This window comes from Methyloceanibacter sp. (assembly GCF_050728395.1).
In the GTDB taxonomy this organism is placed as follows: domain Bacteria; phylum Pseudomonadota; class Alphaproteobacteria; order Rhizobiales; family Methyloligellaceae; genus Methyloceanibacter.
This window is the reverse complement of sequence record NZ_JBOHJB010000001.1, coordinates 37,654-60,659: the sequence shown is the minus strand read 5'-3', so window position 1 is coordinate 60,659 and position 23,006 is coordinate 37,654. Positions and strand designations below refer to the sequence as shown.

General features: G+C 62.6%; 24 protein-coding genes. 11 read left to right on the top strand and 13 right to left on the bottom strand.

Annotation, left to right across the window (positions count from 1 at the left end; translation table 11 throughout):
• Positions 1-36 precede the first annotated feature (36 nt).
• From ACREC7_RS00305 to ACREC7_RS00290, 4 genes are read right to left on the bottom strand one after another with little or no spacing between them, the layout of a single operon-like run.
• Positions 37-1,383, bottom strand: coding sequence for a lipopolysaccharide biosynthesis protein (locus ACREC7_RS00305; RefSeq protein ID WP_431553681.1), 1,347 nt, complete (start codon positions 1,381-1,383; stop codon positions 37-39).
• 19 nt (positions 1,384-1,402) lie between these two features.
• The gene (locus ACREC7_RS00300) at positions 1,403-2,539 is read right to left on the bottom strand and encodes a glycosyltransferase family 4 protein (RefSeq protein ID WP_431553680.1); all 1,137 of its coding nucleotides are present in this window, start codon (positions 2,537-2,539) and stop codon (positions 1,403-1,405) included.
• A gap of 17 nt (positions 2,540-2,556) precedes the next feature.
• Positions 2,557-4,035: an alkaline phosphatase family protein gene (locus ACREC7_RS00295; RefSeq protein ID WP_431553679.1), complete on the bottom strand. Its 1,479-nt coding sequence runs from the start codon at positions 4,033-4,035 to the stop codon at positions 2,557-2,559.
• Between the two features lie 34 nt (positions 4,036-4,069).
• On the bottom strand, positions 4,070-5,569 hold the full coding sequence (locus tag ACREC7_RS00290; protein ID WP_431553678.1) for an alkaline phosphatase family protein: 1,500 nt from the start codon (positions 5,567-5,569) through the stop codon (positions 4,070-4,072).
• Between the two features lie 172 nt (positions 5,570-5,741).
• On the opposite strand from ACREC7_RS00290, the gene ACREC7_RS00285 reads away from it, so the two are divergent.
• Positions 5,742-6,989 (top strand): glycosyltransferase, encoded by a 1,248-nt coding sequence (locus ACREC7_RS00285; protein WP_431553677.1) that lies wholly within the window; start codon positions 5,742-5,744, stop codon positions 6,987-6,989.
• 155 nt (positions 6,990-7,144) lie between these two features.
• Here ACREC7_RS00285 and ACREC7_RS00280 read toward each other — a convergent pair whose 3' ends face one another.
• The gene (locus ACREC7_RS00280; RefSeq protein ID WP_431553676.1) at positions 7,145-7,396 is read right to left on the bottom strand and encodes an aldo/keto reductase; all 252 of its coding nucleotides are present in this window, start codon (positions 7,394-7,396) and stop codon (positions 7,145-7,147) included.
• Between the two features lie 77 nt (positions 7,397-7,473).
• On the opposite strand from ACREC7_RS00280, the gene ACREC7_RS00275 reads away from it, so the two are divergent.
• The 3 genes from ACREC7_RS00275 to ACREC7_RS00265 all read left to right on the top strand — a co-directional run bounded on the left by ACREC7_RS00275 (position 7,474) and on the right by ACREC7_RS00265 (position 8,488).
• Positions 7,474-7,656 (top strand): NAD(P)-binding protein, encoded by a 183-nt coding sequence (locus tag ACREC7_RS00275; RefSeq protein WP_431553675.1) that lies wholly within the window; start codon positions 7,474-7,476, stop codon positions 7,654-7,656.
• An 83-nt stretch (positions 7,657-7,739) separates the two neighbouring features.
• Positions 7,740-8,036: a hypothetical protein gene (locus ACREC7_RS00270; RefSeq protein WP_431553674.1), complete on the top strand. Its 297-nt coding sequence runs from the start codon at positions 7,740-7,742 to the stop codon at positions 8,034-8,036.
• A 242-nt stretch (positions 8,037-8,278) separates the two neighbouring features.
• Positions 8,279-8,488, top strand: a complete 210-nt coding sequence (locus ACREC7_RS00265) for a hypothetical protein (RefSeq protein ID WP_431553673.1) — start codon at positions 8,279-8,281, stop codon at positions 8,486-8,488.
• A 175-nt stretch (positions 8,489-8,663) separates the two neighbouring features.
• Here ACREC7_RS00265 and ACREC7_RS00260 read toward each other — a convergent pair whose 3' ends face one another.
• Positions 8,664-8,957: a hypothetical protein gene (locus ACREC7_RS00260; protein WP_431553672.1), complete on the bottom strand. Its 294-nt coding sequence runs from the start codon at positions 8,955-8,957 to the stop codon at positions 8,664-8,666.
• A 772-nt stretch (positions 8,958-9,729) separates the two neighbouring features.
• Between ACREC7_RS00260 and ACREC7_RS00255 the strand changes: the two genes are divergently transcribed.
• The 3 genes from ACREC7_RS00255 (at position 9,730) to ACREC7_RS00245 (ending at position 12,501) form a co-directional block, all read left to right on the top strand.
• Positions 9,730-9,852 carry a hypothetical protein gene (locus ACREC7_RS00255; protein ID WP_431553671.1) on the top strand — a complete coding sequence of 41 codons (123 nt, stop codon included), beginning with the start codon at positions 9,730-9,732 and terminating at the stop codon, positions 9,850-9,852.
• A 121-nt stretch (positions 9,853-9,973) separates the two neighbouring features.
• A complete protein-coding gene (locus tag ACREC7_RS00250) occupies positions 9,974-11,524 on the top strand; it encodes a hypothetical protein (protein WP_431553670.1) in 1,551 nt (516 codons plus the stop codon).
• 8 nt (positions 11,525-11,532) lie between these two features.
• Positions 11,533-12,501 carry a lysylphosphatidylglycerol synthase transmembrane domain-containing protein gene (locus tag ACREC7_RS00245; protein WP_431553669.1) on the top strand — a complete coding sequence of 323 codons (969 nt, stop codon included), beginning with the start codon at positions 11,533-11,535 and terminating at the stop codon, positions 12,499-12,501.
• A gap of 61 nt (positions 12,502-12,562) precedes the next feature.
• Here ACREC7_RS00245 and ACREC7_RS00240 read toward each other — a convergent pair whose 3' ends face one another.
• From ACREC7_RS00240 to bioB, 3 genes are read right to left on the bottom strand one after another with little or no spacing between them, the layout of a single operon-like run.
• Entirely contained in the window at positions 12,563-13,465 is a 903-nt protein-coding gene (locus ACREC7_RS00240; RefSeq protein ID WP_431553668.1) for a diacylglycerol/lipid kinase family protein, read from the bottom strand.
• Positions 13,466-13,504: 39 nt separating this feature from the next.
• Complete coding sequence (locus tag ACREC7_RS00235; protein ID WP_431553667.1) at positions 13,505-14,353, bottom strand: D-amino-acid transaminase; 849 nt, start codon at positions 14,351-14,353, stop codon at positions 13,505-13,507.
• An 18-nt stretch (positions 14,354-14,371) separates the two neighbouring features.
• Positions 14,372-15,349: a biotin synthase BioB gene (gene bioB / locus ACREC7_RS00230; RefSeq protein WP_431553666.1), complete on the bottom strand. Its 978-nt coding sequence runs from the start codon at positions 15,347-15,349 to the stop codon at positions 14,372-14,374.
• 126 nt (positions 15,350-15,475) lie between these two features.
• Here bioB and ACREC7_RS00225 point away from each other — a divergent pair, with 126 nt between their 5' ends.
• Genes ACREC7_RS00225 through ACREC7_RS00215 form a run of 3 tightly spaced genes read left to right on the top strand, consistent with a single transcriptional unit; the run spans position 15,476 to position 18,043 of the window.
• Positions 15,476-16,657, top strand: a complete 1,182-nt coding sequence (locus ACREC7_RS00225; RefSeq protein WP_431553665.1) for an aminotransferase class I/II-fold pyridoxal phosphate-dependent enzyme — start codon at positions 15,476-15,478, stop codon at positions 16,655-16,657.
• On the top strand, positions 16,654-17,316 hold the full coding sequence (locus ACREC7_RS00220; protein WP_431553664.1) for an alpha/beta fold hydrolase: 663 nt from the start codon (positions 16,654-16,656) through the stop codon (positions 17,314-17,316). The genes ACREC7_RS00225 and ACREC7_RS00220 overlap by 4 nt, the downstream gene beginning before the upstream one ends.
• The gene (locus ACREC7_RS00215) at positions 17,282-18,043 is read left to right on the top strand and encodes a methyltransferase (protein ID WP_431553663.1); all 762 of its coding nucleotides are present in this window, start codon (positions 17,282-17,284) and stop codon (positions 18,041-18,043) included. The genes ACREC7_RS00220 and ACREC7_RS00215 overlap by 35 nt, the downstream gene beginning before the upstream one ends.
• On the opposite strand, the gene ACREC7_RS00210 is transcribed toward ACREC7_RS00215, so the two are convergent.
• From ACREC7_RS00210 to bioD, 4 genes are read right to left on the bottom strand one after another with little or no spacing between them, the layout of a single operon-like run.
• Positions 18,040-18,198 carry a hypothetical protein gene (locus tag ACREC7_RS00210; RefSeq protein WP_431553662.1) on the bottom strand — a complete coding sequence of 53 codons (159 nt, stop codon included), beginning with the start codon at positions 18,196-18,198 and terminating at the stop codon, positions 18,040-18,042. The genes ACREC7_RS00215 and ACREC7_RS00210 overlap by 4 nt on opposite strands.
• 26 nt (positions 18,199-18,224) lie before the next feature.
• Positions 18,225-18,533, bottom strand: a complete 309-nt coding sequence (locus tag ACREC7_RS00205; protein WP_431553661.1) for a hypothetical protein — start codon at positions 18,531-18,533, stop codon at positions 18,225-18,227.
• A 5-nt stretch (positions 18,534-18,538) separates the two neighbouring features.
• A complete protein-coding gene (gene bioA / locus ACREC7_RS00200; protein WP_431553660.1) occupies positions 18,539-19,906 on the bottom strand; it encodes an adenosylmethionine--8-amino-7-oxononanoate transaminase in 1,368 nt (455 codons plus the stop codon).
• Positions 19,903-20,535 carry a dethiobiotin synthase gene (gene bioD / locus ACREC7_RS00195; RefSeq protein WP_431553659.1) on the bottom strand — a complete coding sequence of 211 codons (633 nt, stop codon included), beginning with the start codon at positions 20,533-20,535 and terminating at the stop codon, positions 19,903-19,905. Before bioD ends, bioA begins: the two co-directional genes overlap by 4 nt.
• 859 nt (positions 20,536-21,394) lie before the next feature.
• On the opposite strand from bioD, the gene ACREC7_RS00190 reads away from it, so the two are divergent.
• Positions 21,395-22,957, top strand: a complete 1,563-nt coding sequence (locus tag ACREC7_RS00190) for an ABC transporter substrate-binding protein (RefSeq protein ID WP_431553658.1) — start codon at positions 21,395-21,397, stop codon at positions 22,955-22,957.
• The last annotated feature ends 49 nt before the right edge of the window (positions 22,958-23,006 follow it).

Below are 23,006 nucleotides of genomic sequence, written 5' to 3'. Positions count from 1 at the left end.
CGCTTTGGAGAGCCTTCCGCCGATCGCCCGCTGTGCTCATGGTTCGTCCAGCGCCGAAATCTGAGATCGCTCACCTTCGACCGCTCCCATCCTCTTGCCCAGCGCCTTGACGAACAGCGCGGCGTATGCGGCAAGCCCAACGGTCCGGCTGATCGCCAAGGCGATTGCCGCCTGTTCGGGACTTGGGGTGCGGAGCGCAAGAATGATCGCGAGAAACAGGATCGCGGCGACGCTCTCCGCACGGAACACCTGGTTTGCGGCGGCCAAGGCGAAGAGACCGAACTGCAAGAGCGTCGACATGCTGTACGGCACCGCAGCGACCACGCACCAGGTTATGGCGGGCACCGCCGCTTGGTAGCCTTCTCCGAAAATCCGATCGACGAAGAAGTCACCCGCCACCGCAAACAGGATCGCACCGAGTCCAGTCACCGCCCCGACGATCAGGGACCAGCGCACCGTCTGACTGCGGAAGCGGCAAAGGTCTCCGCGTTCAACCGCGGCGCACTGTTCGGAGTAGACGACAAAGGCAACCGGGTTCGTGTAGATCCTCGCGGCTTCGCTGACCTTGGTCGAAAGCCGAAAAAGGCCGGCATTGGTGACGCCGCTGAGAGCACCGATAAGCGGGGTGGAGAACTCGAAGACCGCTTGCGGAAGCACAGTGATGGCGCTGGCCCTGGTGAGGGGCCAGAAATCCTCGTGCCATTCGGCAAACGAGATCGGGTCCGATCTTTTTACCGAGAGCGCACCCTGGCGGCGCGCCTGCCGGAAAGTAATGGCAAGGCCGCCGATCGCCGAGATCAGGCGCCAAATGACAAAAGCAATGGCGATGGCGATCATGCCGCCGCCCTTCGTCATTACCAGGGCGAGAATCGCAACCTTCACCATGGCGCCGAGCATGAGCCAACCGCCGACCGCTTCATGGTGGCCAAAGGCCCGTGGGATGGCCACGGCAAGAAGCGGCGGGCGCAGCGCGGTCAGCATCACGGTCAGCACCACGGCGGTAAAGATCGCGTGCTCGCCGGAAGGCACGACGAGCACTGCAGTGACAAGTCCACTCGCGAGTCCGAACGTGAGAAGGCCCAGCTCGAATAACACTGCAATATCGAGAATGCGCCGCAGGTCGTCGGCCCGTCGCATTTCGATCGCGCGCACCGCGTGCCTCATGAATGTCTGTGCGAAGTTCGGCGAGCCTAACCGCTCGACCATCGTGCCGACGGAAAGCGCAATCAGAAAGATGCCGAGATTTTCAGGTGACAGGATGCGAGCAACAAGCGCGAAGGAGACGAGGTCAAGCGCCGACGCAATCGCGTTGGCGATCGTTGAGACCGCTCCCTTGCGCGAGGCCGAACTAAAGTTTTCGCCAAGCCGCGCGATGAGAGTCATGGGGAAAGCGCAATCGGATTCATTGCTCGACCACCGGCGCGGTGTTCAAGCGTGGCCTCTCGCTGCGTCCGGTTGATCTGGCGAGGGCCGCCTTATAGATCGAGAGCTGGCGCTCGATCGCGGGGCCCGAGACATGCTCGCGGATCGCATGCGCCTGGGCCCGCCCGCCGGCAGTCCGCCACGCGTCGTCGGCCAGCAGCACATCGAGGCCGCGGGCAAAATCGCCATCGGTGACGTGATATCCGAAATTCGATGCATAACCATCCGGATTGCATGCACTGAGAATCGCGCAACCGTTAGCCGCGGCTTCGATGAAGGTCAGTGGCAGCCCCTCCCGGGCAGCGGTGTTGATCAGCACCCAGGCCTCGGAAAAGTGTGCAAAGAAACGAGGGTCTGCGGCCTGATCGATGAAATCGGTAAACTCTACATTCTTCAGGCCACCGGCGCGCCGCCGCATCTCGCCTGCATAATCCTCGTCGCTTCCTCCACCGATCACGACGAAGCGCACGTTCGGAAATCGCCCCGCCACATCGAGGAAGATCTCGGGCCGCTTGATCGGCACCAGCCGCCCGACGAACAAAACGAGCGGCGACGCCGATTTCTTGACGCCGGCAGGGGGGTCGAACGGCATCGGAGCATAATCGGGATCGGCGTTCAGTCCGTAGAGGCGTCGGACCTTTGCCTGGAGAAACCGGGCCGGTACCTGAACGGCGTCAGCCCCCCGAGTCGAGAGAGCTGCCGGGCGCATTCCGAAATAGGCAAAGGATGGAAGAAGCCGCAACGCGCTGTGGGTCGGAAAGCGGAAACTGATCCGCCAATCGGCCCAATCGCGCGGGTCGGCACATTCGACGACATGCGCGCGATCTGGCATGGCCCATTGCCCAAGATAGGCTCCGAGCGACGCCTGAATGTAGTGATACACATCAGCGTCCGCCGCCCGGGCTTCACGCATGAGCGCCCGCAGGTCGCGTCGATCATAGGTTCGGACCGAAATCCCCTCCATCACCGGTGGAGGATGGTGATCGCCGCGGGGAGCGATCACGCTGACCTCGACGCCGCGGGCGACGAGGTGCCGGCCGAGGGTGCGCGCGGCGACGCCGACCCCCCCGCATGCCCCGACGCCCAAAAACTCGGTGGTGACGATGCAGACTCGCATGGGGTCATTTCCGCCGATCAGGCAAAGACGCGGGCGCCAAACGGAGCTTGTGCCGAGCGAACATGGGCAATCACCGCCTTGGCGATGTGGGCGAGGTCCACATCGCCCTTGAACGCCTCGCCTATGGCGCCGGCGCCCGAGATCAATAGAAACCCGTCGTTCAGGTGGTGGCCGGTCCTCGCATCGGTATAGTCGCGCCTGATCTCGCCGGTTCGAGGCGAGGTCACGGCGCTGATCGACCGATCGACGTTCCATTCGATCATCAAGTCGGGAAGGCGGTCGAGGAACGGACCATCGAGAACGTCGCGCGTCTTCATCACCGCGCGAACGAGCCGGGTGCCGGTTTCAACGCAGACCAGCGAATTGAACGCCTCCGACAGATCCTCGCAGACTGCGTCATACTCGGCCTCGGCGATGATGCCGTTCGGCTCACGCCCGACGAGATTGATGCGCACCGCACCGGCGCGCTCATTCAACGGCAATGCGAAGGCCCGTTGCTTGCGGCGGTCACGCTTCAGCATCGTTTCGCGAAGGCTATGGCGAAGCCCGTAAAGCGGCCTCTGCACGCTATGCGGAATCCGATTCCACAGGGTGCGGAGAAACTTGTAGGTGCCTCCCGAGCTGTCAACCGGATTATCGATGCGCCGCAAGATCGTGTCGACGAGATGCGACCAGTGGTAGTTCGGCCCGATACCGCTGATCGAAACCACGATGACTGCGCACGCTTTGTCTATGTCGGCCGTAAGGCGGCCGACCACTTCATCCAACTCCATCAGCATCGTGGCCAATGGGTCTTCCGCGGCTGGCGCTTCGTTGTGGCGCGGGTGGGAGGGATCGTGCATGTGCCAGAACAGGTGGCTCATCTCGTGGCACTCGTCGAACCCGGCGTAGCAGAGGTCCCAGGCACGCGAACGCAGCAGCTCGCTCAACACTTCCACCTTGCGCCGCAGCGTCTCGCGTTTTGCCGCGAGCAGGCGTCCCGGATTGGCGTTGATGGAATGGCCCCAGTCGTTTGGGTTGACCGGGTCGTCGGGGTAGCGAGCGATCAGTTCACCGGCGAGTTCCGGCGGGTAGCTCGCGAGCTTGGTGTAATGGCCGGCATCGTGGACCAGCCAGTCCGTGATCACGACGCCGCTGGCGATCGGGGAGGGCGCCGCATGCACGGGATTGAGAGCGATCACCTTCGCGCCGTCTTGGCTCAGCGTCTCCCAGAAAGGCTTGCACACCGAGCGCGGCGCGGTCGTCACCCTGCTGCGGTACGTCCCAGGAATGATTTCGTCGTAGGAGCAATGACCGTGAACCGAGGGCTGCTGCCCGGTGTAGAAGGTATGCCAGTCTGCCTCGATCGAAACCGACCTGCAGTTCAGGCGCCCGACGATGCCCTGCTTGCGAAGTCGCGCGAGGTTGGGAAGGCGCCCGGTTGCGGTCCACTCGTCCAGAAGTTCCGCGTTCACGCAATCGAGTGAAATGACGAACGCCTTGCCACTGACCGTCATTAGGTCTCCTCGGAGCACCGAAGCCAAGTTACCTTCACACTGCGACGGTCTCGCCCGCCATCGACTGGCTCAGTCCGGCGAGCGCCGTCCCGCGCCATTTCTTGTGGCATGCGACGCCATGCAAAGCAGCGATCGTCGGTGCGAGATCGAAGACCGACACGCCGTCACGGCTGCTCCTGCCGTGCGCGATAGGCCGGTTCGTCAATACCAGCCCGTCGACTTGGTGATCCCCGGTTCGCGGCGGCCAAAAGCCCATCTCGATTCGTCCGAGCCGTTCGGACTGCACGGCGTCCATGCGCTTCGTCCGATTCCACGTGATGAACATGTCGGGCATGGACAAACTGTCTACGGCTTCGGGGACCAGGTCGCGACTAAATTGGACTTCGGTGACAAGTGGAATGTTGGAGTCCACATCGCGCAGGCCCAACAATGCCTCTCGTAGATCTTCCTTGAGAGCTTTAGCCTCTTTGCCGGGCTCGACCACTCCGTGCGGTTCGCGCCCACGGAGATTGATGCGGATTGTACCGGTCTCCTCATTGAGCGGCATGGCGAAAGCGCGGCGGCGGCGGCGTTTGGTTTCGAGGTAGAACTCGCGCAAGTAGGATTTTAGTGGAAGCAGCTTGTTCTCCAGCCATGGGGGCTGCGCGGCCCAGACATGACCGAGCGTGCTGTACAGATTGCGCTCACGGCTCCCGCCGTTCTCGAACCGAGCGATGATCTTGTCGACCATATGGGACCAGGTATTGGCGGGTCCGATGCCCCCGAGAAGGAGGACGATTGCGGCGGTGTCAGGCCCGGCGCGATTGAGAAAAACGCCGACCGCGGCATCGGCATCCGTCAGGGCCCTCCGCACCATCGCGTTGCCGGGATCATTTTTCTCAAAACACCGCCACAGCACGTGTCCGAGATTGTGTAGGTCATCGATCCCAATATGCACGTGGTCCCAATCTTCGCGATCGATTAGATTGGCGAAGGCTTTCGACTTGTTGGCGAGACTTGCCGATATGGAATTTCCCAGCCGGTCCGCATCGGCGTATTTATCGCTGCCGCAATCTTTTTCCGCGAAGGGGTCGTCGGGGAATTCACGATCTAGGCTCGCCGCGATTTCGGAGGGATAGGACGTGGCCTTGGCGCGGCGTCCGGCGACATGCGTCGCCCATTCATTGAGCTGAATTCCGTTCACCCCGGGCGTATGGATGGCATTGACGCTGTTGACGACGAGGACGCGCTTACCAGACCTGCCGAGGACCTCCCAATAGGTCGAACCGGGTTTCACCGGCCGTGGTTGGATCCTCATTCGATAGGTGCCCGGTATGGGCTGATCGAACGCCGTCGCCCCATGGTCTGCAACGGAAAGACCGGTATGGGCCGTGGCCCAGGCAGCAACCTGAAGCGGAATTTCGTAGTTTACCCTGGTGGCACCGGAGCGCGCCATGAGGCGTGCAAGATTGGGCATGATACCGTCGCGGACTCCCCGCAGAAGAATGCTCGAGTGGAGGGAATCGAGCTCGATCCAGATCGACTTCGCGGTCATATTGCCACCCCCTGTGCCCCCCGGCGCTTAATGTCGCAATTATGCGACTTTTGTTGCGACGCATCAATCGTTGGCCATCGCGCATGGGGGCGGCGGCTTCCAGTAAGTGCTATTCATTCCCACCGGTCGAAAGCAGCCAGGGCCCGCCCATTGCAAAATCTCTTTGAGGTTCATGGACTTGAAGCCGAACCTGCTCATTACGACGTCGACGCTACCCAACGGGCCGCACGACCCCGAGCCGCGGTTTATTGCCGACCTTGCAGCCGGGCTCGGCAGGCATTTCGAAGTCTGTGTGCTTGCCCCTCGCAATCCAGGCGCAAGGCCGATCGATGCATTCGCGGGGGTTGAGATCCGCCGGTATGCCTATGCCCCCGTGAGGTCGTGGGAGACATTGACCTATCCCGGCGCTTCCCTTGACCGGCTTCGCCAAAGGCGGGTCCGCTGGGGGTTGGTGCCGCTCTTGGCGGCCGGGCTCTATCGCGAGATGCGCCGCCTCTTAGCGGAGCGGAATTTTGCCTGCATCCATGCGCATTGGCTGGTGCCGCAGGGCGCTGTCCAGGCGCTCGCACCGTCGGGCAGGTCGCAAACGCCTTATATCGCCATCGCCCATGGCGCCGACGTTCACGCCATGAACGGCGTATTTGCGACCGAGATTCTGCGACGGACGGTTCGCCGCGCCTCTGGTGTGGTGAGCGCCAGTCACCGCCTGAGCGAGACGCTGCGTGCGAGATTCCCCGCCGAGATGGCGGCGCGGCCGACGGCCGTGATTGGGACCGGGGTCGATACCGAGAGGTTCTCGCCTTCGCTGCGCACCGAAGACTGGCCGGCGGCGCACGGCGTATCGCGGCCGGTGATCCTCTATGTCGGGCGGCTTTCGGAAAAGAAAGGGGTCGAGTTTCTCCTTACCGCCCTGGCGGCCGAGCCGTTGCGCTCGATGAAGGCTTCACTCGTCATCATCGGCAGGGGACCCTTGGACGAGCGGTTGCAGAGACTTCGCGGTGAACTCGAACTCGGCAGCCGAGTCTGCTTTCTTCCGCCTTGCGATCACGCCGCTCTGGGCCAGCATATCGCCGCCGCCGACGTTCTGTGTTTGCCTTCGGTGGTCGCCAGTGACGGCGATCAAGAGGGAAGGCCGACGGTCCTGGTCGAGGCCGCCGCCTGCGGCATTCCCGCCGTCGCGTCCGATGTTGGCGGTGTCCGGGAGTGGATCGACCATGGCCGCAACGGCGTGCTGGTGCCGCCGGCCGACCCATCGGCGCTGGCTGAGGCCCTCGCCGGTCTTCTGCGGCAGCCGGAAAATGTCCGGCGGATGGGCGAAGCGGCGCGGCAAAAGGCGCTTCAGACATCATGGTCTGCCGTCGCCGATCGCTATGCCGAGTTCACGCAGCAAGCGCTTGCCCGGCAAGAAAACAACCGATGATGGACCGGTGGGCAAGACGGCGCCGCAATCTTATCCCGAAAGCACATTTACCTTCGCGAAGAGCCTGCGAAATTCGGCTGCGATGATGTCGGGGAGGGGCCCCGCATCGCACGCCGCGATACTGGCACCAAGATGAGCCGTGTCGCCTGTCCCGTTCAAAATAACATCCGGACCCAGCTCGTATCGACCGAATCTGATCCTTTGATGGCCTCTCCGACCAGGTTCTCAGTGCCGTAGCTGGCGGCGGAGTCGATGACATTCACGCCTCGATCGAGACCGAAGCGAATAAGCCTGATGGCGGTGTCGCGCGAATTGCCATTAGCCAGACCGAGCCGACTGGGGCCACCAGCGCCAATTCCGATGGCGCTCACCTGCAACCCAGTTCGACCAAATTGCCCGTAGATCATTGTTGCCTCAAGGGAGGTTCTCCCCCCTCACATCACCGTTTGCACTTAACAGGGCCATGGCTACGTAGAAAGATCAGATGGAGAAGCAATGCGTAATTGTCGGGGCAGGGCCTGCGGGATTGACCGCCGCTTATGAACTGTCTGAGACGGGGGCCATGTTTCGGGGAGACAACGAAGAGATCACCACTCTCATCCGGCAGTTTCACCATCCACGCCTCGGGCCTCCGGCCTCTGGTCAGCGCCGGGATACCGTTTGTTAAGCGGCTGCTGTCACCCTCTGCCGATGGCACGGGCTTACAATAGTGGGCGGCGGCCCCAATGGCCGTCGACGGTGAGGGAAGTGGTGGAAAACATCGAACCTGTGAATGGCAAGGTTGTGGGCTATCCCACCCCGACCGTGGGGGGCCCTGGTGCTCCGGCATGCTATCGCGTCTCGCTTTTGTCGGGTTCGCTTGAGGTCACGGCCCGCTTGAAAAGCGCCGACGACTTGGAACTCCTCGTGAAGGTGTTGGAAGCAAACAAGCCTCTTTTTGCCAAGGCCGACCGATTAGCGACCGAAGTCTTGACCTTGACGCAAGAGTCGACGGGCGGCGCAGCAGCCCTGTCCTCAGTTCCCGGCGGGGCTGAAGCACAGGCCTAGTTGGCCGCACCGTTTTCGCGCTCAAGCCGAAAAGCCTTGGCGCCAAGAGCACGCTACGCGTTTCCAACGCCGTCGCTGTCATAAACGGTCATGCGGCCAAGTGCCTGGGCAAGAAACGGTCGAGCGTCACAATTTGGGACTTTTTGTCCCAAAAAAGACTCCGACTGAAAATTCGCCAAATCGAACATTTGTCGAATCCTCAGGCGGCTCTGGCCGCCTCACACGCTCGCCGGGCTCAATCCATGAGCAAATTCGAGTTTCATGTCGGGGTGCATGACGGCCTCATCGTGGTCACGGAACCAGCGTCGCACTTCTATGCGGTCTACGGAATGCTCAAGGGTCAGCGGCGGCTCGTCCTCGAGCGGCGAAGGCCAACCAAAGACGAGAAGCTGGTCACGCAAGCGCGCAAGGCCGCGAACGCTAAGGCGCGCGAGTTGGGGTGGATTCTTTAGGGGCCATTCGAGTCTGCTCGGGATGCCAGCCCGCCGGTGCTTGCTGTTCTGTCCGGATCAGAGCGTGAAGGCTCGCGATCTCGACTGGCTCCCGAGAGTAGCTTCGCCCAAACGCCCCCAGCACGTGGATTAGCGATGCCTAAAGGTGCGCCCCCTTTGACCATGACCGATCTTTTCAAGACGCCTTTTTGCGGCTGAAGAGTGCAGCGACTCCTCGGCGTACAAAATGACCAAGGACGGCAAAAATGGACATCATAATAGCAGCTCCGACCAGTCGGCCCATAAGATCTGCAGTATTGAGGTCTGGGTCGCCGAGATGGTCTTGAATCGCGACGAAAATCAGAGTGGCATAGACGACGCCGACACCTAGCCCAACGAGAGCCGCCGTCTTGAGGCGCGTGCAAAACAAGCCTCCGACAATGGCGACAAGTCCGAACAGTCCATTTACTAAGGCCGCTGCGTCTTCCATGGGGAGCAACCCTTTCTACCTGGCCAACCACCCAGTGATCAATTCACTGCACGGGTTCAGTTGAGGAAACTTGCACTCACGATCGCCTGAAATCCTATGACCGCTAAGCTGAACGGTGGCTGAACGAGGCCCTTGCGGTTCAAAGCTGAGCCGTAACGTTTATGAGTTTGAGCGCACATGGGAACGGTGTGGGTGGTTCTCCAAGCAACTTCAAAGTCTCCTTCGCAATCACTAACTTACGGGTGTGAAATCAGAATATCGAAAGAAGCAAGAAGCCAAGGACCGCGCCGCCAAGTCGCTGCAGCAAACCAAGAGGCGACTGGGCGTAGGACCTGCGAGTCCTCTGCGCGGCGCAAAGCCGAGCCCGCTTGCCACCCGAACGTGGGAGAGGCGGCCAAAGCTCGCTCCTACCTCTGACCGTATCCCCGGCCCGGCGCCCGCCGACGATTTCATGCATGCGCCCAAGTGGCAGCGTGGAGCCAGCGAGACGGATGCGACGGTGAGAGAAATTCGCCGGAAGGCGTCGAAGATCGCCCCAGCATACAACAAAGGCGCACTGCAATATCTGCCGGACGATTAGCGCCGCCGGCCGAACCTGTCGCTGGTCGGCAAGGCCCTGGCCGTCACCACGCTTTCGCTCTGTGGCCTCGCCGCCACTCGCCACACTTAAATCGCGCGGAAGCTGGTTGGATCATCGCTTAAGGGGTTGGCTTTGCGCGGGCTTGTCCTATCATGACAGAAGTATGTCGGCGTAAGAGGGGGAGTACCGGACATGTCAAGTACCGTTCGGGACGTACACGCTTTTATCGGGCTGATGATCTTCGTTTTCGTCTTTACCACGCTCTTTTCGGTCGTCGGCCGTCTTGGCTATGCGGACGCCGAAAGCCCAAGCTGAGGACAGCGGCAAGGGCCCTTTCAATTCGAGGACCTTGTTGCGCAGCCGGCGACAGGATGGGGGCGGGCTGCGGGACGCACTAGCCGAACATGCGCTAGCGGAAATTCCGAAACTGCTGACGTTGCTTGACCGCACGCCAGTAAGCGCGACCTATGGTTGCTTTGACCGAAGCTACTGGCACTATCGGATCATGGATTTTCCCTGCGGGATGTCGCAGGAATTTGTGTGGCCGCTGGCCCTCGTCTGGTCGCTCGATCTGCCAGGCAACCCCTATCGCGGACGCCCTGCGATGCGCGATTGGATCGAAGCCGGAATCCGATTTGCGACGCGCTCTGCCCATCGCGATGGCTCTTGCGACGACTACTATCCATTCGAACGGGCCACCGGCGCCGGCGCCTTTTCGCTGCTCGCGATGCTGGAAGCTTCGCACATCATCGGACTTGGTGAGGATGATGAAATCAACCGCTTCTTCGACCGACGTGCGACATGGCTCACCGCCCGCCAGGAAAGCGGTGCGCTTGCCAATCACGAGGCGCTGATCGTTGCCTGCCTCATGCGCATGGCCGAGCGTGGCTCTAATGCGTGGGAGCCGGCTTTGGCTGCGCGGTTCGACCGTCTCCTCTCCTGGCAGTCCAAAGAGGGTTGGTTCAGTGAGTATGGGGGTGCCGATCTGGGCTATCTGTCGCTCACCATCGGATTGCTCGCAGACATCGATCGCCGCCGGCCGCATATTCGAGTTCGGGAGCCGCTCGCCCGTGCGATTCGGTTCTTGTCAGACTTCGTGCACCCGGACGGGACGATCGGTGGCGAATACACCAGCCGCGGAACCCTGAACTTTTTCCCGCATGGCTTCGAGATCGCAGGCGCCTGGATGCCTGAGGCGCTGGCCGTGAATGAGCGCGCGCTGCGACCCCTGCGCGACGGCCATGCACCCTGCTATTCCGATGATCGGATCATCGGCCATCATGTGTGGAGCTGGCTGTTGGCCTGGCAATATTTTCGGAGTGAACGCCCTGTTCCCGTCCTTCGGCCACCTGGGAGGGTTTGGTATGACGAAGCCAGACTCCTGATTGACCGTCGCGGCTCGAATGCGCTCTTTGTCGCCCTGGGCAAGGGGGGTGCCTTGAAGCTATTTCAGGACGATCGGCTCGCGCATTCTGACACCGGGCCCACGCTGCTCATGAAAGGCGGTCGCGTCGCTGTGACCCATTTGGAAGTTGACAACAAGATCATCGTCCACGGCGATGAATTGGTTGTCGAAGGGCAAATGGCTTGGGCGCGAGAGGCAAAGCTAACCCCACTCAAGACAATCATGCTTCGGACTGTCATGCTGATCGCTGGCCGGTTCTGTCCAGATCTCATGCGACGCCTCTTGCAGCGGCTGCTTGTTACCGGTCGGACCAACGCGCCGTTCCGCTTCCGTCGTGAATTGCTCTGGAACGGAGTGGCCTGGTCGATCAAGGATACGATATGGGCTGAGCGCGGCTGGGCTGACGTGGCCAAAGCCGGGGTCGACGGGTTCCAGACCTCGATCACCACCGTCATGGCGCGTGTCTTCGATCTGAACCAGTTACAGCCCTGGCTAGACCTGACCTCGCGCCTCCAATCGCTGCGATATGACGAACCGCTTGTCATCGAGCAAGATATGCGTCACGACGGGAACAGCCTTTAGACGAGACAATGATGCGTCGGCTCATTGCATTCTTGGTCAGCGCCGGCCTCCTTCTGCTGCTTTACCGACTGATCGATTTTTCGAGCCTCATCGTTGCAATGCGGATGGCCGATCCCACCTTGCTTGCGGTCGGTATTTCGCTGGTCATTCCCCTGACGTTGGCGACGGCTTGGCGCTTCTCGATCCTCACAGGGCTTAAGCGGATTGGCATTCTCAGATCTACCGAACTGATCCTCGCGGCCAGCTCGCTAAACCTTTTCTTGCCATCCAAGATGGGGGATCTCGCCAAGGCGGTGGTGTTGGTCGACCGCGATGGCATGGATGCCAAACTTGCCTTGAGCATCTGTCTCTTCGAGAAAGCTCTCGATCTCGCATCGCTGGTTTTATTGGGTGGGATAGCCCTTCTCTATGTGGCCAGCGATAGCCCCCTGCTCTGGGTGCTTGCCGCCATGACTACGCTCCTCTCAATTGCATTAATACTGATGATGCTCCCTATTGGCGTCGGCCCTAAGGTCGCAAGCGTTGCGGCAAAGCTTGCAAACGGGCGGGTCACCGCCTTCCTCCAAGGATTTGCGGAAACCTGGCAATCAGTTGTCGAATGGTTTTGGAGTGACAGGAAGCGGGCCGTTGCGGTGCTAGTTTTATCGATCGGGATATGGGCCGGGCATTTGATGCAGTTCTGGCTGTTCGCGCGCGCTCTCGGCGCCATCATTCCCATTCTTGACAATATGGCATTCGCGACACTTGGCATCCTCGCGGGTCTGTTGCCCTTCACTTTCGCCGGCATCGGCAGCCGCGATATGGCATTGGTGCATTTCTATGGCGCCTATCTGACCCCGGGGCAGGGCGCGTTCCTCGGTGTCCTGGCGACGCTTCGCTACATCATTCCCGCACTCGCAGGACTTCCGTTTGTGGATCAGTTCACTAGAAAATTTCGGGTGAGTCGGAATGCAGCGACCAATCGCCGCCTCAGCTGAAGAATTGATAGACCGCAATATCACCGCGCGGCTAGGTCATGTACCAGCTGCGGTCGGGTTATTAGGGGACGATCACCCGTAGCGCCCCAGGGCGCGAACGATATTGTAGTGGCGGATGCATCATCTCGACTTCGCCGTCGAGCGCCACCGGTAGGCGGCTCGTCCTGGAGCGGACCTGCAGCTCCTTCAACCGGAAGCTTTCGATGTCGCGCGCCTGGCTGACCTTGCCGAAAACCATGCGGCAGATCATCCAGAAGAAACCGAACGGCCGGCGCTGCTTGACCACATAGACCGAGAGTTCTCCGCGATCGAGGTGAGGACGCCGGCCGAGCTCGAAGAACTCCACGCCGTATTCGTTATTGCCGATGAGCAGGCATGGCGTACGGTAAGGCCGCGTCCAGCCTTCCGCCGAGAGCGCGAGCCGGCGGCGCGGGAAATGCTTCAGCACGCGGAACAGCGCCGGCACCATCGCCATCCATTTGGCAAGCTTGTGATGGGCCCTTCGCCGCTCGCGGTCGAGCACGATATAGGGGTAGATGCCGATCGAGGAGTTGTTGATGAAAGTCTCGCCGTTGACCTCGGCGAGATCGACGGCGCGGGTCGCGCCCTTGGCGAGCACTTCCGCGGCCTCGTCGAGATGCAAGGGGATGCCGAGGTCCTTTGCAAAGTGGTTCAAGGTTCCGAGCGGCAGGATGCCGAGAGGGACGCCGGTCTCGGCAAGCACGCCGGCGACGGTGCGGATGCTGCCGTCGCCGCCGCCCACCACCACCGCGTCGATCTCGCCCGCTTTTGCTCGCGCCAGCGCGCTTTCGGCCAGGCGCTTCAGGTCTCGGCCTGAGCAGAATTCGAGCTCCGCCGCGATGTCCAACGTGCCAAGTGTGCCCGCCAAATCCGCTCGCAGCTGTTCGGTGCCCTTATGGTCTGCCGTGCCGGCGCCGACATTCAACAGCGCGATCAGTTTCAACCTTGCTCTTGGGAGCGACCGGTCCGATGACACCTGAAATCAGCCTTTGCGTGCTTCCTCGATGTAAAGGCGGCGGAACTCCTTCGCCACCGGCCCGGGGCGCCCGTCGCCGATCGGGCTGCCGTCGATCTCGACCACCGGCAGGACGAAGGCCGAAGCCGCGGTGAGGAAAGCCTCGCGCGCCTGCATCGCCTCGGCCACCGTGAAGGGGCGCTCCTCGATGACGAGACCTTCTTCCTTCGCCAGCCGCAGCACGGCGCGGCGCGTCACTCCCGGCAAGATGTGATGGCCGAGCGGCTGGGTACGGATCGAGCCGTTCACATCGAGGATGAAGGAGGTGGAGGACGTGCCCTCGGTGACGAAGCCATCCTCGACCATCCAGGCCTCGTAGGCGCCGCGGCGCTTCGCCTCCTGCTTGCCCATGGTCTGGGCGAGCAGCGCGGTCGATTTGATGTCACGCCGCTTCCAGCGAATATCGGGAAGCGTGATCACCTTGACCCCGGTCTCGGTATAGGGTGTGTCGAGCAGGGGCCGACTTTGAGTGAAGGCGACCACGGTGGGAGGCACGCCCTCAGGGTAGAGAAAATCGCGATCGGCCACGCCACGGGTGATCTCCAAATACACGACGCCTTCCTCGACCTTGTTCAACGCGATCAATTCCGCATGCAGCGCGCGGAGTTGCTCGTGCGTCAAAGGAGGGGCGATCTGCATCTCGGCGAGCGAGCGGTCGAGCCGCGCCACATGATTTTCGAGATCGATCGCGCGCCCAGCCAGGATAGCGGTCACCTCGTACACGCCCTCGGCGAATAGAAAGGCGCGGTCGAAGACCGAGATTTTCGCGTCGGCCTCCGGCACGAAGCTGCCATTCACATAGACGATGCGGGACATGGAGTGGGGCCGTCGCCCTCAAGCCGAGGAATTGGCAGGTTCGATGCTCAATCCGGCCTCTTCGATCAAGGCGAGGTCGTCGCTCACGTCGTTGTTGGCGGTGGTCAGCAGCTTGTCGCCGTAGAAGATCGAGTTGGCACCGGCAAGAAAGCAGAGCATTTGCGCCTCGCGGGAGAGCGAGCGGCGTCCTGCCGAAAGCCGCACGCGGGACGCCGGCATCAGCACGCGCGCCACAGCCACCATGCGCACGAGGTCGAGCGGATCGACCGGCGGCCGGTCTTGCAGCGGCGTGCCGGGCACGGCGACCAGCGCATTGATCGGCACGCTTTCGGGATGCGGATCGAGATTGGCCAGCGTCTGGAGCAGCCCAGCACGGTCCTCCACGCTCTCGCCCATGCCGACGATGCCGCCGCAGCACACCTCGACGCCTGCGCGCCGCACGCGTTGAAGCGTATCCAGCCGGTCCTGATAGCAGCGGGTGGTAATGATTTCGCCGTAGAACTCCGGCGAGGTGTCGAGATTGTGGTTGTAGGCGGTGAGCCCAGCTTCGGCCAGCCGATCGGCCTGGCCTTGCGTGAGCATGCCAAGGGTGACGCAAGCCTCCATGTCGAGGGCGCGCACGCCGCGCACCATGGCGAGCACGCGGTCGAACGCCTCGCCGTCCTTCACCTCGCGCCAGGCTGCGCCCATGCAGAAACGCGTGGCGCCGGCTTCCTTGGCGACGGCGGCCTTGGACAGCACCTCGTCAATATCGAGGGCCTCTTCGCGCTTCAGTCCGGTGCTCTTGGCGTAATGGGCCGATTGCGGGCAGTATTTGCAGTCCTCGGGGCAGGCCCCCGTCTTGATCGAATAGAGGCTAGCGAGCTGGACCGCGCCGTCGGCGTGATGGCGGTGGTGCACCTCCCGCGCCTGGTCGACAAGCTCGAGCAAGGGCCTGGTCAAGAGCGCCAGGATCTCGCTTTTTTCCCAGTCGTGACGGAAGGATCGAGTCGGCAAAGGCGGCTCACCGGCCGTCTTCGCCGGATTTTCTTTACCATTGATAGGATTCGGGAAAGTCGGGAGCTCGGTCACGTGTTCGCGTTGCGATTGCTTTCGGGTCTGACCCTTCGCTAATACAGGATCGTGCCTGGAAGCGAAAGAAGCTACGCAGCCTATCTGGAGACGCGCGAGCGCGACGGCTTGCGGCGCGGGCTGTCCGGGGTCGAGGCGCGCGACGCAAGAACCATGCGCATCGGGGATGAGACCTTCGTCAATTTCGCGAGTAACGACTATTTGGCCTTGCGCTTCCATCCTGCGCTGATCGCGCGGGCGCGAGCCTACGCCGAAGACTATGGCGTGGGCTCCGGCGCCTCTCGGCTCGTCACCGGCAATCTCGATCTGTTCGCCGGCCTTGAAGCCAAAGTCGCGGCGCTGAAGCAGAAGCCGTCGGCGCTGATCATGGCCTCTGGCTTCCAGGCCAATGCTTCGGTCCTGCAGGCGCTGTTCGACCGAAACGTGCTCGGCGCCGAGCCGCTGGTGTTCTCCGACCGGCTCAATCATGCGAGCATCCATTTCGGCTGCGCCGCGTCGGCGGCGCGGGAGATACGCTATCGCCATGCCGATGCTGAGCACCTCGGCTCGCTTCTGAGTCAATATCAAGGAGATGAGCGGCCGAAATTCATCCTGACCGAGAGCGTATTCTCCATGGACGGCAACGTGGCGCCGCTCGCCGAAATCGGGAGGCTCGCGCGCGAGCATGACGCCATGCTGATCGTCGACGACGCCCATGCCACCGGAATTCTGGGCGAGGGTGGGCGCGGTCTTTCCGGAGAAGCCGACCTGGTCATCGGCACCTTCTCCAAGGCCCTTGGCTCCTTCGGCGCCTATGTCGCCTGCTCCCACATTTTACGCGACTATCTGATCAATCGCTGTTCCGGATTGATCTATTCGACGGCGCTGCCCCCTCCGGTGCTTGGCGCGATCGACGCGGCGCTCGACCTCGTGCCGTCATTTGATGCCGAGCGCGCTCATGTTGCGAGCCTGGCCGAGCGTTTCCGTCAGGGCGCGCGCTCTCTCGGTTACGATACTGGCGCCTCCACCACGCAGATCGTGCCGCTGATCGCGGGCTCCAATCATGCAGCTCTGAGTTTGAGCAAGAGGCTCCGCGATGCCGGCTTCTTCGCCACCGCCATCAGGCCTCCCACGGTTCCGGCCGGCACGGCCCGGCTTAGGCTCGCCTTCACCGCGGCTCACAGCAATGCGGACCTCGACGGGGTGCTGAAAGCCCTGGATGACCGAGTTCTGCCGCGCATCGCCACGGCGTGAACCGCCCCGCGCCCAAGATGCATTTCGTGTTCGTCCATGGCTGGGGCTTCAATGCCGCGATTTGGCGCGATTTGACCGGATATATGCGGAGTCACGCGTTCAGCCTGGTCGATCTCGGCTTCATCGCCGGTGGGCCTAAGGCAGCGACGAGCGAATGGCCAAGCGATGCCATCGCCGTCGGCCACTCCCTTGGGCTTCTCTGGCTGCTTCACCGGGCAAGGGAGGAGGGCCGCATGCCGTTCCGTGGCCTGGTCAGCATCCAGGGCTTCGACCGCTTCTGCCCTCATATCCCGCCGTCGCGGGTCGCCTTCATGCGGCGGGGGCTTCGCCGCGATGCCTACCAGACCCTTGACGCTTTCTGGCGCGGCTGCGCCACCGAGCCCTTCGCATCCCTAGAGGCCCTCAATGTTGCACGGCTCGATGAGGGGCTTGGCTGGTTAACGGATTGGGATGAGACCAAAGCGACGGCGGGGCTTGCTTGTCCCACTCTCGCCCTTGCCGCCCGCGACGACGCCATCGTGCCGCAAGCGATGAGCGAGGCCATCTGGGGGGGCGATAATATCCGCTGGTCCGAGACCGGCGGCCATGTGCTACCTCTGAGGCACCCTGAATGGTGCGCCAGCCATGTCCTCGATTTTGCGCATGCTCTCCAACCGTAGCACCGCCGTCGCCCAGAGCTTCGGCGCGCGTGCGGCATCCTATGAGCAGCACGCCGATCTCCAGCGCGGCATTGCCGGGCGGCTGGCGCGCTTGCTGCCGCCTCTCGCCGCTCCCCGCGTGCTCGAGCTTGGCTGCGGCACGGGGCTGTTCAGCCGTCACCTTCTCGCGCGCTATCCCGGCGGAACCTTCGTCCTCACCGACCTCGCACCGTCCATGGTCGAGCAATGCAGGCTGAATCTTGCAGGCGCGGGCGAGAAGCGCGTCAGCTTCGAGGTGATGGATGCCGCGCGCCCGACAACCGACGGACCCTTCGACCTCATCGCCGCGAGCATGACGCTGCACTGGCTCGCCGACCCTGAAGCAGCACTCGCCACGCTCCGCAAGCGTCTCGCGCCGAACGGTGTTCTGGTCTTCGCCACGATCGGCGGCGAGAGCTTCCCCGAATGGCGGGAGACGCTGGCGGCCGAAGGCTTGCCGAGCGGCGTCGTGGAGGTCCCAGACCTGCCGGGCATCGTCAGCGAGGAACACCTGACGCCTGACGCAAGCACGCTTGCCTTCCTGCGGCGCATGAAGGCGGTCGGCGGCTTGACACCCAGAGAGGGTTACATGCCGGTCGCGCCAGGGCCACTGCGCCGCTCCATCCGCAACGCCGATCGGCGCCATCGCGGGCGCATCACCTGGCACATTGTCTATGGCCGGCTTCGGGCAGGGCGGGCGGAAGCTTAGCCGCCGACAAGCGCCCGCTCTCGCCACGCGTTCATAAGTTGGGCGAGGTCCTCGGCCGACAAATCGTAGGTTTCTGGAAGTGCTGCGTTCCGGCCGGCCATGGAACGGTTCAGGTCGGCCATCTTTCCCGAGACGTTGACGTCGTCGTAGCACACCAGGTCCCTGCTTGCGCCGGGCACGTTCACGGCGAGGAAACCTGCCGCATCGTGCCACGCCACCCGCCGCCGGCGGAACATCTGATGGAATTCGAAGCCTTCGGCGTCGAGCCGCAGCCAGCCCAGGCGCAGCAGATGACGAATGCAATCGGAGTGCCGAGGCCGAAGAAGATGATCAGCAGCCAGCCTGTCATTTCACCGTCGCGGATCATCAAAATGCCAATCACCGTGAACACGATGCAGGTGATGAAGGTGAACAGCCAGTTGCGGCGCGAAGCGCGCAACAGCACCGGACCGGGATAGCGATGCAGCAGGTCCTCGGAGCTCGCGCGCATTGGGCCTAACGATCCATTTGATCGAGCCCCGCGGTCAGACCCGCATAGGCCCGGTCGAGTTCGGCATCCGTGATGCAGTAAGGCGGCATCAGATAAACCGTTGGGCCGAGCGGCCTGATGTTCAGGCCGTGCGACAGGAACCAGCCCTTCAGCGCCTGGCTCTGCGCCGACTGGTAACTGGCCTCGCCCTTCAAATCGAAAGCAAGGATCGAGCCGAGCAGGCGCGGTCGCACCACATCCTCGCGGGCGCGTAGCTCACCGAGCATGGCGCGGTGCCGTGCCGCGATCCGCGCAATGCGCGAAAGCGTGTCCTCCTCGGCGAACAGCATCAGGGAGCGGAGCGCCACGGCGCAAGCCAACGGATTTGCGGTGAAGGAATGGCCATGCGGCAGAGCCTTGTCGAAGTCTTGGCCAAGGAACGCCTCGAACACTCTGTCGCGGGCGACCGTCACCGCCATCGGCATGTAGCCTGCGGTCAGGCCCTTGGAGAGGCAGACGAGGTCAGGCACCACGCCCGCCTGCTGCATGGCGAACAGCGTTCCCGTCCGGCCGAAGCCTGTCGCCACCTCATCGAAGATCACGAGAACGCCGGCAGACTGCGCCAACTCCACAAGGCGCTTGAGGAACTCAGGGCGGCACATGCGCATGCCGCCAGCGCCTTGCAGCATCGGCTCGATGATCAGCGCGGCAACGTCATGCGTCCCGTTCTGTAGGCGATCTTCGAGCGCGATCAGCGCGCCCTTCTCGCGGTCCTCGGCGGCGTCGTCGCCCTCGAAGGTGTAGGGGAAGGGCAACACGGCCACCTGGCACATCATGTTGCGGAACAGATTGAAGAAGCCCGAGCCGCGGCCAACCGACATGGCGCCGAGCGTGTCGCCGTGATAGCCGCCGTCGAAGGAGATGAACACGCGCCGCCGCGCCTCGCCGCGATTGGTCCAGTATTGAGAGGCGATCTTGAGCGCCACCTCGACCGAGGTCGAGCCGTCGTCTGAGAAGAAGACGCGGGAGAGATCGCCGGGAAGGAGCTGCGCCAACGCGCTCGCGAGATCGACCGCGGGCTGATGGGTGAAGCCGGCGAACATCACATGCTCGAACCGCGCGGCCTGCTCGGCGAGCGCCTGGTTGAGGGCAGCGTGCGAGTGGCCGTGGGTGCAGGTCCACCAGGACGAGATAAGGTCGAGGATTTCACGCCCCTCTGCGTCGTAGAGCGACGCGCCGCGCGCGGCTGCGATCAGCAGCGGCTCGGCTTCGGTGCCGTGCTGGGTGAAGGGATGCCAGACATGGCGCCGGTCGCGCGCAAGGATGTCGCGGGCGAGTGCCTCTTGCGCCGCTCTATGCGTGTCGCATTCCTCCCTGTCGGCTTGATCGTTCACGGCATGGCCCGCGCAAGCTTCTCAAGGTCGAGCTCAGGCTCGATTTCCAGCAAACTCGCACGCGTAAGCTCCGGAAGCCAGGGGATCTCGGCGATCACACTCACCGCGCCATAGCGCTCGATGGCGGCCCGGTTATGCGGCGTCTCTGGTCCATTCATGACCACGCCGGCAAGCGGCAGCCCGCGGCGGCGCAAGGCCTCGATCGACAACAATGTGTGGTTGATGGTGCCGAGCGTCGAGCGGGCGACGAGAAGCACGGGCAGTTCGAGCTGGGCGGCGAGGTCGATGACATAGTCGGAGTCGGTGAGAGGCACGAGCATTCCGCCTGCGCCTTCCACCACGATCAGGCGGTTCGTGGCGGGGGGCTCGAGCTTCGCCATGTCGATGGTGACGCCGGCGCGGCGTGCAGCCTCATGTGGCGCCATCGCCAGCGGCAGGACATAGGCTTCGGGCAGAATGCGATCGGCGGAGATTTCGGCGAGCTTACGCACGGTCACTGAGTCGGTCTCGGGCTCGGTCCCAGCCTGCACCGGCTTCCAATAATCGGCATCGAGATGGGTGAGCAGCCAGGCGGAGACGATGGTCTTGCCGACATCGGTATCGGTGCCTGTGACGAAAAAACCTTGCAATGTACGAAATCCCAGGAAAGTTGAATTGGACAGGCCGCAACCTAGCAGCCTGTCATTCCCGCGAAAGCGGGAATCCAGTGTGCGAAGCGCGAGCTTAAAACTTTCGCCGTATGACCCTATGCAGTGATGACGGGCCTCGAGAGTCATTCCGGAGCGCATCCACTTGCGTCACCCCGGCGAAAGCCGGGGTCCAGTCTTTTTTTCGCGCCTCCGGCGCGAGCTGGATACCGGCTTTCGCCGGTATGACGCCTAGAAACTTATCCCCGTCTTCACTGGTCGAATTATCCTGCCATCACCTCGTCCAATGAAGGGCGCTTTCGCGAGGCGTTGCCGAAGCGGGACGGGGCGCGGCGCCCGCGGGTTTGGTTCGCAACCGAACACCCGGGCGGCACCGGGGCTCCGCCCGGGCCCAATACGAGGCCCTGCCAGGAGCTGGCTGAAGACTTGATGTTGCGCTACCGGCCTTCGGCCTACTTGAGCGCGGCATCAGAGACTGAAAGCGCGGCTCGGTGGACTTGCGCAAAAATCGCCGCGAAATGAGCACGCGCTTGTTTAAGGGCGCTACCGCGCTTCGCGCTGCTTGAGCGCAAGGCGGTAGCGCGCCCAATATGAGCGCGTGTGGCGCGCCGGAAGGCGCCCGCCGTATCCGGCAACGGATACGGACACCAAAGGTTTGCGCTTTTCGGCGCGCCGTCCCCTTAACCCTCAAGCAGCGAGGGGCTAAGGCATCAAATAGACTGCCTCGCGCTCGTCAGAGCGGCGAGAAGCCTTGGCACGCCTCGTTTGCTTGACCGGCCAAACCAGCCATAAGGGGGGCTACGGCTTGACGGAAACCAGCCTTAGGAGAACGAAGCCGCTCATGGTTCGATTACTCTGCGTTTTCGCGATCGGCTTGACCGTATTTTGCGGAGTCCTGCCGGCCGCCGCGGCCGAGGCCAAGACGCTGCGCATGGCCTATGACGCCGATCCCACCTCGCTCGATCCGCACGAGCAGCTCGCCAGCGCCACGCTTCAGCTCTCCCACCTCACCTTCGATCCGTTGCTGCGTTTCCGCCAGGACCTGACGCTCGAGCCGCGGCTTGCCACAAGCTGGGAGAAGATCGACGAGCGCACCACGCGCTTTCACTTGAGGGAGGGCGTGCGCTTCCACTCGGGCCGCACGCTCTCCGCCGCGGACGTGGTGTGGACCTTCAATAGGTTGAAGCAGAGCCCGGACTTCAAGGCGTTGTATGAGCCATTCAGCGAAGCGAAGGCGGTCGACGATCTCACCGTCGATTTGATCAACAAGGGCCCGTATCCGCTGGTGCTCAGTCTCGCCACGTACATCTTCCCCATGGACCGGGAGTTCTACACCGGCACCGACGAGCGTGGCCGTCCCAAGGACGACATCGTCAAGCAAGGCGCCTCCTTCGCCTCGACCCATGTCTCAGGCACCGGGCCGTTCGTCGTCACCGAGCGTGAGCAGGGCGTGAAGCTCGAATTCAAGCGCTTCGCCGATTATTGGGACAAGGCCTCGCCGGGCAATGTCGACCATATCGTGTTCACCCCGATCAAGGAGCCGGCCACGCGGGTCGCAGCACTTCTCGCCGGCGATGTCGACTTCATCGCGCCGGTTCCGCCCACCGATTTCGACAGGATCAGAGGCGATCCCTGCTGCCAGCTCATCACCATGCTCTCCATGCGCATCCTCACCTTCGAGCTGAACCAAGCCCGCGTCGCGGCCTTCAAGGATCCGCGCGTGCGTCTCGCCATCAACTACGCGATCAACCGGCAGGGCATCGTCGACAAGATCATGCGCGGCTTCGGCACGCCGGCTGGCGAGCTCAGTCCGCCGGGCTATGCCGGCTATGATCCCGCGCTTCAGCCGCGCTTCGACCTCGACAAGGCCAAGGCATTGATGGCGGAGGCCGGCTACGCCGACGGCTTCTCGGTAACGATGATGGCGCCCAACAACCGCTACATCGAGGATCAGCGCATCGCGCAAGCCGTCGCCGCCATGCTCGCCAAGATCAACATCGAGGTCGATCTTCAGACGATGCCCAAGGCGCAATATTGGCAACGCTTCGACGAGCGCGCCGCCGACATCATGATGATCGGCTGGCAGTCCGACACCGAGGACTCGGCGAACTTCTACGAGTTCCTGGTCATGACGCCTGACGCCAAGACCGGCTACGGCCAATATAACGCCGGCAACTATTCGAACTCTGAGGTTGACCGGCTGACGTTACAGACCCAGTCGATGACCGACCCCAAGGCGCGCGCCGAGGTGCTGAGAAAGATCGAGCGCGCTCTCTACGACGACGCGGCGCTCGTACCGATGCATTGGCAGCATTTGTCTTGGGCTGCGGCCAAGACCGTGCATATCGAGCCGGTGCTCAATGTTATCGACTTCCCCTATCTCGGCGATCTGGTGATGGAGTAAAGTCAAGCAGTTTCAATGGTCTAGGCGTCTGCAGGAACGCCCCCGTGCC

Excerpts from the sequence above, each read along its gene's own strand:
- ACREC7_RS00305 (WP_431553681.1), bottom strand. The coding sequence starts at position 1,383 with ATGACTCTCATCGCGCGGCTTGGCGAAAACTTTAGTTCGGCCTCGCGC.
- ACREC7_RS00300 (WP_431553680.1), bottom strand. The coding sequence starts at position 2,539 with ATGCGAGTCTGCATCGTCACCACCGAGTTTTTGGGCGTCGGGGCATGC.
- ACREC7_RS00295 (WP_431553679.1), bottom strand. The coding sequence starts at position 4,035 with ATGACGGTCAGTGGCAAGGCGTTCGTCATTTCACTCGATTGCGTGAAC.
- ACREC7_RS00290 (WP_431553678.1), bottom strand. The coding sequence starts at position 5,569 with ATGACCGCGAAGTCGATCTGGATCGAGCTCGATTCCCTCCACTCGAGC.
- ACREC7_RS00285 (WP_431553677.1), top strand. The coding sequence starts at position 5,742 with ATGGACTTGAAGCCGAACCTGCTCATTACGACGTCGACGCTACCCAAC.
- ACREC7_RS00280 (WP_431553676.1), bottom strand. The coding sequence starts at position 7,396 with ATGATCTACGGGCAATTTGGTCGAACTGGGTTGCAGGTGAGCGCCATC.
- ACREC7_RS00275 (WP_431553675.1), top strand. The coding sequence starts at position 7,474 with ATGGAGAAGCAATGCGTAATTGTCGGGGCAGGGCCTGCGGGATTGACC.
- ACREC7_RS00265 (WP_431553673.1), top strand. The coding sequence starts at position 8,279 with ATGAGCAAATTCGAGTTTCATGTCGGGGTGCATGACGGCCTCATCGTG.
- ACREC7_RS00260 (WP_431553672.1), bottom strand. The coding sequence starts at position 8,957 with ATGGAAGACGCAGCGGCCTTAGTAAATGGACTGTTCGGACTTGTCGCC.
- ACREC7_RS00255 (WP_431553671.1), top strand. The coding sequence starts at position 9,730 with ATGTCAAGTACCGTTCGGGACGTACACGCTTTTATCGGGCTGATGATC.
- ACREC7_RS00245 (WP_431553669.1), top strand. The coding sequence starts at position 11,533 with ATGATGCGTCGGCTCATTGCATTCTTGGTCAGCGCCGGCCTCCTTCTG.
- ACREC7_RS00235 (WP_431553667.1), bottom strand. The coding sequence starts at position 14,353 with ATGTCCCGCATCGTCTATGTGAATGGCAGCTTCGTGCCGGAGGCCGAC.
- ACREC7_RS00215 (WP_431553663.1), top strand. The coding sequence starts at position 17,282 with ATGTCCTCGATTTTGCGCATGCTCTCCAACCGTAGCACCGCCGTCGCC.
- ACREC7_RS00205 (WP_431553661.1), bottom strand. The coding sequence starts at position 18,533 with ATGCGCGCGAGCTCCGAGGACCTGCTGCATCGCTATCCCGGTCCGGTG.
- ACREC7_RS00190 (WP_431553658.1), top strand. The coding sequence starts at position 21,395 with ATGGTTCGATTACTCTGCGTTTTCGCGATCGGCTTGACCGTATTTTGC.